A 12560-nucleotide genomic window follows, 5' to 3' on the forward strand; every position below is an offset into this window, starting at 1 on the left:
TGTCATAATTAAATTCAAAAGCCATATCCAAAACTTCTACCACAATTTCAAATTCTGAATCCGTTGCATTGCAGCGGCCAGCAATAAGGGCTGAATCAAAGTCATCACCAGTGGCAGATATAAATATGCATCACTGTGCATATATTGCCCCTGAATCGACGACTGAAAAAAGCCCATGGCAATCAGCGTGCTAATAATTACTGAATAGACCAGCACAGCCAGTGCCGTTCCCGAAAATCGCCCAATAAATGCCACTAGAATCAGGGTTGCTGAAATATAAATATACGGATCGGGCAAGTACACAAAGCCAAACAGCGCAATCAGTAGGGCCAGCAAAATACACATCAAAAAGGTAAAAGACTGATTAATCTGTATAAAATCCTGCCAGCCATAATTAACCAGCAACAACCCAGTAGGAATAATGGAAATTGCACCTACCACGCTGCCCGTGAACAAAAATAACCAGCCCTGTTCATAGGGGACTAGCCCATAAATAATTAACACCAGTGCACCAAGCGATGCACTAATTGCAATGGGCAGCAATAGCAGAGAAAGCATTTTCAGCAGAACCAGCGGATTTTCCGTGCATTGCCGCAACGGAATAAAGCGGCGCAGACAATATGCGCTTAAACCAATTTCCAGTAAATTACTGGGAATAAATGCCAGGCTCATGCCAATCGGATCATGAAATACCAGATTGGCACAAATGTTACCCAGCGCGGCCAGAATCAGAAAAATGTACCAGTCGCGATAGGCAAAGACTTGTAAAAACATCACCATAATGGCATTGGCATACCAGATAGCTGCCACGCTACCCGGTTGTCTGGAAATATAAATACAGTAGAGAGCTGCAATAAAATACAGCACAAAAGCCAGTAAAAAAATACCAACGCGACGACCTTGCAGCGAAAGCATTTGGTTCTCATGATGGGTTAATAGCATGATATTGATGAGCCAGCGCCGAAGACGGATGAATTACAAATTGTATAGACACTAGAACTAAATAAGCCTTGAGCTAAAACAGGCATATTTTCAAAAACATGCTGTAGTGTAGCATAAAGCCTTCTGCCGGGTATTTTAGCCTTTAGCCCCTAGACAGGATTTTTATGTAGTCTTTTGTAGAGCTTTAAAGAAAAGGCTAGCCCAAACTCAATAATAAAATATGGCTTAGCCTCTTAGCTTAAATAATCCGTTTAAAAAATTCATAATTTCAATTAGGGATTGATTAATACTCATCAAATTCCTGCACAAGCCCAGCTTCAATTTCCTGTAGCGCATCCAGTGAGATTTTACGAATTTCAAACAACGGATTTTTTAATAGGGCATTGATGCTATACAGGGCATCAGTATCCCAGTTCTTGATGCGGATTTGCTGGTTTTTTACGTTATAACTAATATTGGGATGACTGGTAATCAGGGCATGGAACAGGACTGGTGTGCTGGACAGGTCTTCCAGAGCGCCAGTGAACTCTAATGAGGAACCCTGTTCATCAAAAATAAATTCCAGTTGGTCTTTTAGCTGTTCAGGACTGGCTGCATAAATGAGCCCGGTAAAAAACTCATCGTAAGTCTTATACCATTCCTGCTGCTTAACCGACCAGAGTGCATAAAATACGGGAACTTGCTCAAAACTAATTAACTGATAGCTTTGCATGCCTGCACGTTGAACAAATTCAAAGGTATCATCATCACTTAATTCTACGGGTAAGGTATCTTCCCTGACCTCATAGCCTGTCGCAATGTGCTTGCCGCAGCGTTCAAATACAAAGGCATCCAGCGCTTTTAATTTTTCTTGGCTGGCATTAAACAGGGCTTCAACTTCATATAAGGCAAAGTTTCGTGCAGCCTCAATTTCAAGTTGTTTATACATTTGCTCGGCCTGTGTCTTGTCGTGAAAGACATTGGCAATCCGGTTACCGGCCACATAAAATACTTCATCGTTATAGCCAAAGCACTTGGCGCGAATCACATAAGTACTCATCCCATACTCCTTGATTGTCTTTTCTAAGTTGGCATTTATAAATCGGTTAGTTGGTAAATTAAGGGATTTTTTTATAAAAAGTAATTCGAAAACAGGACACTAGCGTCATACTGGGTCGTAAAAGGCAGATGTGCAACTCAGGCAGTAAAAGCATGGCACTTAAAAACCGCCACTTGAGAACCAATCACTTAAAAACAGGTGAGCAGGAACACAAAAAGCCGCAATGATGCGGCTTTGGGCGTTTTTAAAAACTTAGCGGGCGCGGTACGTAATGCGTCCCTTGGTTAGGTCATACGGGGTCATTTCAACCTTGACCTGATCACCAGTCAGAATGCGGATATAGTGTTTGCGCATTTTACCGGAAATGTGAGCAATCACTTCGTGACCATTTTCCAGACGAACACGGAACATGGTGTTTGGCAATGTCTCGGTGACAACGCCTTCAAACTCAATGAGTTCTTCTTTGTTGGCCATAGCCTACCTGATACGAAAAGATAAGGCGCAAATTATAGACAGTTTTGGCCAAGAAAACAATCCATTCTGGTGGCTGCGCGTCCACTCATTTGGCGAATAATTGCAGGCCAGTGCCTCGACAATACGTTTCATTTCTGGTTGTATGACATTAAACTAGGCTGTCAATTCAGCCAATAACCTGACAGAATGGTTTGGTTAAGTATTGGCAACTTAAGGCAAATGAGAGCGTAGATATGGCGGGACAACTGACAGATGCTTCAATTATTTTGCGCTTGGGTTATCAGGCCATGCGCCGGGCCAATATGCCGGTGGAACAAATTCTGGGACGTGCCGGGGTTGCCTTAAATCAGGTTGATGCCCGCAAGCGCACGCCATTAAGTGCACAGGTGGCCTTCTGGCAGGCTGCCGAAGAAGTTACAGGTGACCCTGATGTTGGCCTGCATCTAGGCGAACATTTGCCATTGTACCGCGGGCAGGTAATTGAATACCTGTTTATGAGTAGTGGCACCTTTGGTGAAGGGCTCAAGCGGGCACTGGCCTATCAGCGCCTGATTAGTGATGCGCTCAATGCCCAACTGGTGGTCGACAGCAAAAGCTGCTATCTGACCAATGGCCGCATAGAATACTCGGATACCAAGGTACAACGTCACTTTAGTGAGTGTGTTGTCTCAGGCGCTTTACGTTTTTTTAATTTTGTTACCGAAGGCCGCTTTCAGGTGACTTGTCTGGATTTTAACTATAACCACGGTGCCAGTGAAGCAGAATACCGCCGGGTATTTAACTGTCCAGTACGCTTGGGGCAAACCGAAACCCGCCTGTATTTTGAGCCAGCCATTCTGGATTATCCACTATGGCAGTCTGAACCTGAGCTGTTGCGTTTACATGAGCAACTGGCACTGGAAAAGCTTCAGGAACTGGCACGTTATGATCTGGTTGGTGAAGTGCGCCGTGCCATTGGTTCTACGCTGGAAAGTGGCGAAACCACACTGGAAACCGTTGCTGCCCAATTGAATATCACACCGCGCCGCCTGCGTACCCAGCTCAGTGAAGCCAATACCTGTTTTCAGCAAATCCTGTCGGACTATCGCTGTCGGCTGGCCAAACGTCTACTGTCGCAAACCAATGAAAGTGTAGAGCGGATTGTGTATTTAACCGGGTTTTCCGAGCCAAGCACTTTTTACCGGGCTTTTAAACGCTGGACCAATGAAACGCCGGTAGAGTATCGCAAGCGTAAACAGCAATAAAGCCCAAGCATTAAGAAGGCTTTATCGTGATTAATACAATAATATAAGCCGGGTTTATGCTGGCAGGTTTAACCAGACTGGCCCCAGATCTACTGAGGGCAGGTTAAATTCTGACGGATAATAAGCCTGAATAAAATACAGGCCATCAGGCGGTGCAGTAATGCCTGCCTGATTGCGATCCTGCACTTCAAGCAAATAATCCATCCATTCCGGTTCATGCTCGCCTGTGCCAATTTCCAGCAATGTGCCGACAATATTTCGCACCATGTGATGCAAAAAACCGTCGGCCTGAATATCCAGGATTAAAAATGCGCCATGCCGGAACAAACGGGCATGGGTGACCTGACGCACGGGCTGGTTGGACTGACAAGCCGCTGCCCGAAAACTGGTGAAATTATGGGTGCCCACCAGCTTGTCCACAGCCTTGAGCATGTTATCCACATTTAAATCCTGATAAACATGAGTCACTTGCCCATAAAGCGAAGCAGGCCGAAAGCGGTGCTGATAAATAACATAACGATAACGGCGCGCACAGGCCTTAAAGCGGGCATGAAAATCGCTACCCATGGGCTGAATCCAGCGCAGGGCAATATCCTTGGGCAGCAGGGTGTTGGCGCCCATAATCCAGCCGCGCTCCGGGCGAATTGCACTGGTATCAAAATGGGCAATCATGTTACTGGCATGCACCCCGGCATCGGTACGCCCGGCAGCATGTACCTCCACCTTGTGATTGGCAATTTTGCTTAAGGCATTTTCAATAGTAAGTTGTACACTGGCAACGCCAACCTGCTGAGTTTGCCAGCCCCGGTAATGCTGGCCATTAAACTCAATTCCAATTGCATAGCGTTGCATAAGATCCCCGCACAAAAAGTGTTATCAACTGAGGCGCTGTTGCCACTGCTGCTGGCGTTGCCCAAAACTAAGCGGCTGACACAAGAGCCAGGCCAGACGGGCATAGCTTGCTGCCAGTGACAAATTGCCTGCGGATAATACACCAAATTGTGCCAGCCAATGCCCGGCAGCATAGCTAAAATTCACGCCGCCAAAAGCCACTTGAGTACTGAGTACAACAAAAACTTTGGCAAGCTGTGCCTGTTGTAATACTGCTTCAATGGCTGCATGTTGTGGCAGATTACCTGCACCAAACGCCAGAATAATCAAAGCCTGTGGTTTGCTACTTAGCAGATGTTGGAGCTGCTGCGCCAGTATTGCAGGGCTTAAAGGAAGCGCGTAATACACGGCAATATTCAGGCTGGACAGGGCTTCAAGCGCTAGTAGAGGCTGCTCAGGCGCTGGACGTGATGCCACTGATATACCAGCAAAGGCAGGGGTCCTGCTGGTATGAATTTTTTGCACGGTGTGGGCAGGCCAGATGTGTCCATCAAAAGCCACCCAACAGTTGCTATGCGCTAACGAAGAACTATGACAAAGCTGCTGATAGGCTGTGGCTAAATTGCTTAAGGCATCACTGTGTGGATTGATCGCATTACCACTGGATTCCAATAGAGGATACTGGCTACCCGTAAGGACTAGCTGGACAGGCTCTGCCACCATAGCATGAATAAATTCCGCTAAAAAGGCAGCGGTATATGCCAGCGTATCGGTGCCATGCACAATCAGGATCTGGTGAATGCCCTGCTGTACCATTTGCTGAATTTTTTGCAGCAAATCCTGCCAGTCTTGTGGCTGAAGCTGGCTGCTATCGCGGATCTGCTGGCTAGCCACAAAATATTGCAGTGCGGGGTAATCATCCTGCAAGAGCTGTTGCAGCCTGGGTAAAAAAATCTCAGCAGGTAGCGGCACTAAGGGCTGGCCTGTACAGCCAAAGGTGCCACCCATGTAGAGCAGTGCGATTGTGGAAAGCGCTGTGTTCATGAATTTCCTTAGCCTGCAAATCATTGTTTCCAGCCACAGGATTTAACGGCTAATGCTGGATCAGCAAAAAACAGGCATCACTGTAATCAAAAAAGATTCATCCAGCTTTATAACAAAAAAGGCAACTTTAGTTAACTTAACCAAAGTTGCCCTTGAAGTGTAGGAGAGCTATTAAATTATGACGCCAGCTTTTGCATTAAATGCTGTGCTTGAGCCTGTTGCTGGGGGTTACCCTGATTGATTACTTCACCCAGCAGTTCACGGGCGCTGGCACGTTCACCCAGATTAATATAGCTTTCAGCCAGCTCAAGGTTGGTTTGCTGGACGTCCAGGTTAACCAGAAATGGAAATTCCTTGGCCAGAAAATCTTCCGGACTGGCAGAAGTATCGGCAGGCGTGACTGATACAGTAGCAGTGGACGTTGGCGTGGTTGAGGTGCCAATGTTGAAGTCCTGATCGTCAAAACCATCAGCCCAATTGGTATCCGTAACTTCCAGGTTTTCCAGATTCACCTGCGGCACTATTGGTGCTTTTGCCGCTTCTTTTGGCTGATCCAGTTCAAGGTTAAAGCGGGTTGGCGCTGGTTCGGGAACCTTTACTTCTTCCAGAACAAAAGAATCATTCAGGTCGAATTCCAGATCAATCGGCGCGTCTTCTGGTACTGCTTTCGCCGTAACAGGCTCAAAATCAACAGGCTTGGCCTGTGGTTGTACCTGAGGTTTACTGTCAAACTCATCCAGATTCAGGTCAAAAGTGGCTGTTTCGGTCTTGTCAGCAGGTTCCTGTGTAAAACCAAACTCAGCTTCCAGTTCAGCCAGTGACTGGTCGGCAGCAGAAGAAGGGACTTCCACTTCCTGTGGCATGGCAGGAGCAGATTTTGCATCAAATTCAATAACATTATTTTCAGCAGTGGCAGGTTTGCTACTTTCGAAATTAAAGCTTAAATCATCAACTGGCGTAAACTCTTCAGCAGGTTTTGGCTGCAACAGCATGCGCATTTTTTCAGCGTGCTGAGTAGTTTCTGGCTGATTAAACGCTGTAACAATACTAAACTGCTGTTCAAAACCATCAATTTCATTTTGCAGGGCATACACTTCAAGCAGTTTTACCTGAAGATCAACGCGCTCTGGATTCTTGCCAATGGCATCCTTAAGCAGGCCAACCGCCTGAGTATAGCGATCACGCTCAATATAGCTTTGTACTTCCTGCAGCACATCGGTTTTTACCGCCTGAGCTACAGGCCGGGCAACGGGTACAGGTGCTTCAGTAGCAACCGGCGCCGCTGGGCGGGCAACAGGCTGTTCTTTTGCAGCAACTGGGGCTGGGCGCTTGGCGACTGGGCGCTTGGCTTTGCCACGGGCAGCAGGCTTTTTGGCAGATTTGCCCATCAAGACCTTGGCTGCAATCGCACCAATGACCACCACTGCTACAGCAATGATGATCCAGATCGGGAAACCTCCGCCACTGTCACCTTCTGCGGCGCGTGCCATATTGGGCGCAAACCCAAACAGGCCCATACTGGCAAAAGCAACGATAGGGAGAATGGCATTGGCTGCCTTTTTGGGAGGCAGGGCTTGCAGGGGCTGCTTTTGCGCAGGCAGTTTTTTAGCCTGATTGCGCGTTTTCAGCTGATGTTCCAGTTCGGCGAGTTTAGCGTTTAGCATGGCGATCTTCTTATCGTTTAGCGCGAGTTGAGCGTCCAGCTCACTCACTTCATGTTGCATTAAAACTGTTTTACGACGTTCTTGACCAATTTTCAAGACTATTTCGCGCGGCAGCGGTTGAAAACCTACATTTTGACCAGTCGTGCTGTTTCCTTGAGCACTTCCTTGCACATTTGGTGCCACAAGGGTTAGCTCGGCTTTGGGCAGGCGGCCACTACGATTAACTGGCGCACTGCTGGAAGCTGCTGGCGTTTTAGGCACAGGCTTGAATGGCGGTGTTGTTTGTGGCGTAGCAACCAGTGCCGTGTTTTGTTCACGCTCTGGCAGGATCAGGGTTGCACCACGCTTAAGCTGGTTCGGGTTGCCGGCAATAAAGGCATCCTGATTCAGGTTGCGGATCTGCTGCATGATCTGGCCCACAGGCTGCTTGAGCTGTGGTTCCAGTTGCTTGGCAATTTTCCACAATGATTCATTTTTTTTGACCACATGGCGCGGTTGATTTTTTCTGGGCGCAGTAGACACTTCAACTTCTTTAGGCACAGCCACGGACTTACTGGTAGCTGGCTGACTGGCTGACGGCTGGGCTTTCATGTCTGGTGGCTGGGCATTTGCCACATTTAACCTGCGCTCGGTACTGGGCAGCGGGCGTTCATTACGACTGGCTGGCACGTCAATGGTGGGCATGCTGGAAGTAGCTAGGGATACCGGGGGCGTGCTGCTGGCCTGAGCTTGTATCTGTACTTGATTCTGGGCTTGTGTGTTCAGGTTAATAACTTTCTTGTTTTTATCAGCCGGGTCAATCATGGCACTCACCCGTTGCAGACGCGTATTCTGGCCATTTTTAACCCGCAGTACAAAGTCAACAAATGGTTCATTTACCGGCTGGCGGCCACGAATTACAATGACACCACGGTCACTGGAAATGGCTTGAACATTAAAGCTTAATGTCCCGTTATAGGAACCTGATTTCACTCCAAGGTCAGCCAGTTCCTGAGAAGTGGCCATGCCTACGGAAAGATCCTGTAGTCTCACTGCGCCAAGATCTGATAATGCAACTTCGGCATAGAACGGCTCACCCAGCGCAGACTTGACCTGAACCGGCTGGATAATCAGGGCATGCGCGAGGGACGGCGAAAGCACGGAAGCAGGCACCAGTGAGAAAGAAAACAGGGGTAATAATCCGGTGCTTAAGCTGGCAAAAAGACGCTTACGCAAGACCATACTAAAATTCCATTATGCTAGTGAATGATCTTTTTCCGTAGGAAAATGAAGACAATAAATAGGTTGGATAACAAGATGATTTGTAACATAAATGGGCAAGCGACTCAATCAGAGATTGCTTGCCCATATATTATGCAGGCCGTATTAGATCAGGCAGACTGATGCTCAATCAGCAGGCGTAACATCCGGCGCAGTGGCTCGGCAGCGCCCCATAACAACTGGTCACCCACGGTAAATGCACCCAGATACTGGTTACCCATGTTCAGCTTACGCATACGGCCAACCGGAACACTAAGTGTGCCAGTAACGGCAACCGGAGTCAGATCAGTCATGCTGGCTTCACGAGTATTGGGCACGACTTTAACCCAGTCGTTGGATTCACGGATCATGGCTTCAATTTCATCCATGGGCACATCCTGTTTCAGCTTGATGGTAAGGGCTTGGGAGTGACAACGCATGGCGCCAATCCGTACACACAGGCCATCAATTGGGATAATATCTTGGCCTTGCAGACCCAGAATCTTGTTGGATTCGGCCTGGCCTTTCCATTCTTCCTTGGACTGGCCATTGTCCAGCTGCTTGTCAATATAAGGAATCAGGGAGCCTGCCAGCGGTACACCAAAGTTGGCTTTGGGGAAACCATCGCCACGTTGCAGTTCGGCCACCTGACGGTCAATATCCAGAATGGCACTGGCCGGATTGTCCAGCAAATCCTTAACGCCATCACGCAGGTAGCCCATGCCGCCAATCAGCTCACGCATGTTTTGAGCACCGGCACCGGACGCAGCCTGATAGGTCATGGCAGTCATCCACTCCACCAGATTGTTCTGGTACAGCGCACCCACAGCCATCAGCATGAGGGATACAGTACAGTTGCCGCCTACATAATTCTTGATGCCTTTGCTTAAGCCATCTTTAATGACATTGAGGTTTACCGGATCCAGCACAATAATGGCGTCATCCTGCATGCGCAGGGTACTGGCAGCGTCGATCCAGTAGCCTTTCCAGCCGTCATTGCGCAGCTTGGGAAAAACGTCACTGGTGTAATCGCCGCCCTGACAGGTCACAATTACATCCATTTGCTTCAGGGCGTTAATATCAGTGGCGTTCAGCAGGGCAGGCGCGGTTTTATTGCCATATGTTGGCGCATCGCCGCCTGCATTACTGGTTGAAAAATAGTATGGCTCAAAATGCGCAAAGTCATTTTCCTCAACCATACGTTGCATCAGCACAGAACCTACCATGCCGCGCCAACCAACCAAACCCACTTTCATATCATTACGCCTCAAGTCGCATGTCGTGTACAAAGTAGCCGAGTTTAACAAAACTACGACCTGCCTGCACGTTTAGCATGCAATAAACCATAAAAAGTTCAAATTTTTAGGGCTACTAAATACCCTGCAAAAAATCCTAGAATTAAGGCATGATTAAGAATGAAAGATATTGACTGTTAAAACATGCCGGAATTCATTTTAAATAGCCTGGAAGTGCTGGCTTTAATCGTGGTGTTTGCAACAGTATGGTCGCTGATTCCCCGTGACGAATGGTGGATTCGCGATCTTGATTTTCCACGCTTGCAAATCCTGTCACTGGGCCTGACCGATTTTTTAGTATTGCTGGTACTGCCTTCGCCATGGGATGCATGGCGCGCCGGAATCCTGTTATTACTGGCCGCTGCACTGGCCTACCAGATCAAGATGGTGATTCCTTATACCAGGGTTTGGCCCAAGCAGGTTAAACAGGTCACTATCCCGCACCCGGATCAGCAGATTTGCATGCTGGTATCCAATGTGTTAACACCCAACCGCAAGCATTATTTGCTGATTGAACAAATCCGTAAGCATCAGCCGGATCTGGTGCTAACGCTGGAAACTGATAAGGTCTGGGAACAGGCGCTAACCAGCATTGAGCCAGATTATCCGCATGTGGTGCGTATTCCGCTGGATAACCTGTATGGCATGCATCTGTATAGCCGTTTGCCGCTTGAAAAAACAGAGGTCAAGTTTTTACTGAGCAAGGAAATTCCGTCTATTCATACCACAGTGACCTTGCGCTCTGGCAAAAAGGTTAAGCTGTATTGCCTGCATCCCAAGCCGCCTAGCCCAACCGAAGCCTATGAATCGACCCTGCGTGATGCCGAGTTGCTGACGGTAGGCCGCCACATTGCGTCAGTAGACCAGACCTGTATTGTGATGGGTGATTTGAATGATGTGGCCTGGTCACGCACCACACGGTTATTCCAGCGCATTAGTGGATTGCTTGATCCCCGGGTTGGCCGCCAGTTTGTCAATACATTTCATGCCAGTTATCCCTTGCTTCGCTGGTCACTGGATCACGTGTTTCACAGTACCGATTTTGCTCTGATTACCATGCAACGGCTGCCCAACATCGGCTCGGATCACTTTCCGGTCTTAACACGTTTACAATACATGCCATCGGCTCAGGCTGAACAGCAACCCTTGGAAGTTGAGGCCAGTGACCACGAGGAAGCCAGTGAAAAAATCAAGGAAGGGATAGATAAAGCCGAAAAGGTAGTGACAGATAAAATCGTTATTGGGCAATAATGTGTCAATAAGTGACATTCTGTAAGCAATTACTTACATTAAGTGCCGAGTTTAGCGTCTATGTTGCCAAGTGGAAAATTTATAAGATAGCTTCATCAGCGCAGGACATGGCACGGAACAGGCCAGCTAAGGATAGACACTCTGAAAAGGGTAATGCTGAACGGAAAAGACAGTATCACGGATCGGATACGGGACAGGGAAAGCAGGTTACAATAACACACGAGAGCACAGCCGCAAGCATCAACCCGAGCAGGCAGGACGCCACGCTCGGGTTTGTGTTATTTGAAAATAATAAAATTTTTTATAATCAAAATCATGCAATACAATCTAAAAAATCCAATTTTTAGAATGCGCTAATGTGTCGTAAAGAAAACTGCTCACAGGGTTTTAATTACATCCTCATATAAAGCAAGGGTTTGATCGGTCATTTGGGATAACTGAAAATCCTGTACTGGCGCAGGCGGCATTGGCGTAGCCAGCAACTGGTGAATTTTTTTAAACAATGCTTCGGCATTTTCGGGTTCTACCAGTCCAGTGGGATAACAGCGATTGAGGATTTCTGCCACCCCGCCACGGTTCCACCCCACTACCGCCGTGCCCAGTGCCAGTGCTTCCAGCGTAGTACGACCAAACGTTTCCGGCTGGATGGAAAGCGACAGTACCAGATCACTGGCCGCCAGCCATTCGCGAATATCACTGCGGTGGCCGACAAAGGTCACATGCTCCTGCAAGTCCATATCCACAACACGCTGATGTAGCTCATCCAGATAGCCCTGTTTTTTTTCATCGGCGCCGCCAACCACCACCCCATGCACATTAAATTCCTGTTTTAATTCGCTAATCAGGTTGAGCAGGTATTCATGGCCCTTGAGGCGGGTAATGCGGCCGGGCAGGGTAATCAGGGTTTTGTTTTCCAGATGTGGAAAAAGCTGGTACACCATTTGCCACCAGGCTGCTGAAGGCTGGTAGCCATGTGGAAATTCCTGCAGATTAATGCCGCGATAAATCCGCACAATGCTGGATTTGGGGCAGTGCGGATAATGCCGATGAATGTAATCCACCACGCTATCAGATACCGCAATCACCCGTTCTGCTTTGGTCATAATGGCGCTATAACCATTGACTGAATACATGCCATGTACAGTGCTAATCAAGTGCGGACGGTGCTTTGCAGGAATACCGCGCAGGGCAAAGTGGGTAATCCATGCGGGCACACGCGAGCGAACATGCACAATGTCCGGCTTTTCCTGCAGGATCAATCGGCGTAGTGGTCTGATCTTAAATAAACTGCCTAATGATTTTTTATGAATGGCCAGTTGCAGGTGACGCGTCCCTTCCTGTTCCAGTTGCGGCACTAGTCGACCACCATTGGACACCACCACCGAGGTATGGCCTTTAGCCACTAGGGCACGGCCAATTTCCAGCGTACCACGCTCTACACCACCACTGTTCAGTTCGGGAAGAAGTTGCATGACTTTCATAGGGCGGCTCATGGGCTATGTTTAGGGCTGGATTTAAAATTGAGTGTTTTGAAATA

General features: G+C 48.0%; 10 protein-coding genes. 2 read left to right on the top strand and 8 right to left on the bottom strand.

The genetic code is table 11. The annotated features are described in order from the left end of the window. Positions 1-36: 36 nt before the first annotated feature. The 3 genes from Q337_RS0116010 to infA all read right to left on the bottom strand — a co-directional run bounded on the left by Q337_RS0116010 (position 37) and on the right by infA (position 2455). Positions 37-915 carry an MASE1 domain-containing protein gene (locus tag Q337_RS0116010; RefSeq protein WP_169733776.1) on the bottom strand — a complete coding sequence of 293 codons (879 nt, stop codon included), beginning with the start codon at positions 913-915 and terminating at the stop codon, positions 37-39. Positions 916-1225: 310 nt separating this feature from the next. Then, complete coding sequence (locus Q337_RS0116015) at positions 1226-1981, bottom strand: hypothetical protein (RefSeq protein ID WP_026472442.1); 756 nt, start codon at positions 1979-1981, stop codon at positions 1226-1228. A gap of 252 nt (positions 1982-2233) precedes the next feature. After that, positions 2234-2455 (bottom strand): translation initiation factor IF-1, encoded by a 222-nt coding sequence (infA, locus tag Q337_RS0116025; RefSeq protein WP_026472443.1) that lies wholly within the window; start codon positions 2453-2455, stop codon positions 2234-2236. Between the two features lie 233 nt (positions 2456-2688). On the opposite strand from infA, the gene Q337_RS0116030 reads away from it, so the two are divergent. Next, entirely contained in the window at positions 2689-3699 is a 1011-nt protein-coding gene (locus tag Q337_RS0116030; RefSeq protein ID WP_026472444.1) for an AraC family transcriptional regulator, read from the top strand. A gap of 54 nt (positions 3700-3753) precedes the next feature. Here the strand turns inward: Q337_RS0116030 and truA are convergent, their stop codons facing one another. The 4 genes from truA to asd form a co-directional block, all read right to left on the bottom strand. Next, positions 3754-4551, bottom strand: coding sequence for a tRNA pseudouridine(38-40) synthase TruA (truA, locus tag Q337_RS0116035; protein ID WP_026472445.1), 798 nt, complete (start codon positions 4549-4551; stop codon positions 3754-3756). A gap of 24 nt (positions 4552-4575) precedes the next feature. Beyond that, positions 4576-5574 carry an asparaginase domain-containing protein gene (locus Q337_RS0116040; RefSeq protein WP_026472446.1) on the bottom strand — a complete coding sequence of 333 codons (999 nt, stop codon included), beginning with the start codon at positions 5572-5574 and terminating at the stop codon, positions 4576-4578. A 176-nt stretch (positions 5575-5750) separates the two neighbouring features. Next, positions 5751-8459, bottom strand: a complete 2709-nt coding sequence (locus Q337_RS0116050; protein WP_026472447.1) for a FimV/HubP family polar landmark protein — start codon at positions 8457-8459, stop codon at positions 5751-5753. 149 nt (positions 8460-8608) lie between these two features. Further along, positions 8609-9733, bottom strand: coding sequence for an aspartate-semialdehyde dehydrogenase (asd, locus tag Q337_RS0116055; RefSeq protein WP_026472448.1), 1125 nt, complete (start codon positions 9731-9733; stop codon positions 8609-8611). Positions 9734-9916: 183 nt separating this feature from the next. On the opposite strand from asd, the gene Q337_RS0116060 reads away from it, so the two are divergent. After that, positions 9917-11023 carry an endonuclease/exonuclease/phosphatase family protein gene (locus Q337_RS0116060; RefSeq protein WP_034280663.1) on the top strand — a complete coding sequence of 369 codons (1107 nt, stop codon included), beginning with the start codon at positions 9917-9919 and terminating at the stop codon, positions 11021-11023. Between the two features lie 377 nt (positions 11024-11400). Here the strand turns inward: Q337_RS0116060 and Q337_RS0116070 are convergent, their stop codons facing one another. Further along, the gene (locus Q337_RS0116070; protein ID WP_026472451.1) at positions 11401-12504 is read right to left on the bottom strand and encodes a glycosyltransferase family 4 protein; all 1104 of its coding nucleotides are present in this window, start codon (positions 12502-12504) and stop codon (positions 11401-11403) included. Positions 12505-12560 lie beyond the last annotated feature (56 nt).

It is taken from the genome of Alkanindiges illinoisensis DSM 15370 (assembly GCF_000619845.1).
GTDB lineage: Bacteria > Pseudomonadota > Gammaproteobacteria > Pseudomonadales > Moraxellaceae > Alkanindiges > Alkanindiges illinoisensis.

Excerpts from the sequence above, each read along its gene's own strand:
- Q337_RS0116010 (WP_169733776.1), bottom strand. The coding sequence starts at position 915 with ATGCTTTCGCTGCAAGGTCGTCGCGTTGGTATTTTTTTACTGGCTTTT.
- Q337_RS0116015 (WP_026472442.1), bottom strand. The coding sequence starts at position 1,981 with ATGAGTACTTATGTGATTCGCGCCAAGTGCTTTGGCTATAACGATGAA.
- infA (WP_026472443.1), bottom strand. The coding sequence starts at position 2,455 with ATGGCCAACAAAGAAGAACTCATTGAGTTTGAAGGCGTTGTCACCGAG.
- Q337_RS0116030 (WP_026472444.1), top strand. The coding sequence starts at position 2,689 with ATGGCGGGACAACTGACAGATGCTTCAATTATTTTGCGCTTGGGTTAT.
- truA (WP_026472445.1), bottom strand. The coding sequence starts at position 4,551 with ATGCAACGCTATGCAATTGGAATTGAGTTTAATGGCCAGCATTACCGG.
- Q337_RS0116040 (WP_026472446.1), bottom strand. The coding sequence starts at position 5,574 with ATGAACACAGCGCTTTCCACAATCGCACTGCTCTACATGGGTGGCACC.
- Q337_RS0116050 (WP_026472447.1), bottom strand. The coding sequence starts at position 8,459 with ATGGTCTTGCGTAAGCGTCTTTTTGCCAGCTTAAGCACCGGATTATTA.
- asd (WP_026472448.1), bottom strand. The coding sequence starts at position 9,733 with ATGAAAGTGGGTTTGGTTGGTTGGCGCGGCATGGTAGGTTCTGTGCTG.
- Q337_RS0116060 (WP_034280663.1), top strand. The coding sequence starts at position 9,917 with ATGCCGGAATTCATTTTAAATAGCCTGGAAGTGCTGGCTTTAATCGTG.
- Q337_RS0116070 (WP_026472451.1), bottom strand. The coding sequence starts at position 12,504 with ATGAAAGTCATGCAACTTCTTCCCGAACTGAACAGTGGTGGTGTAGAG.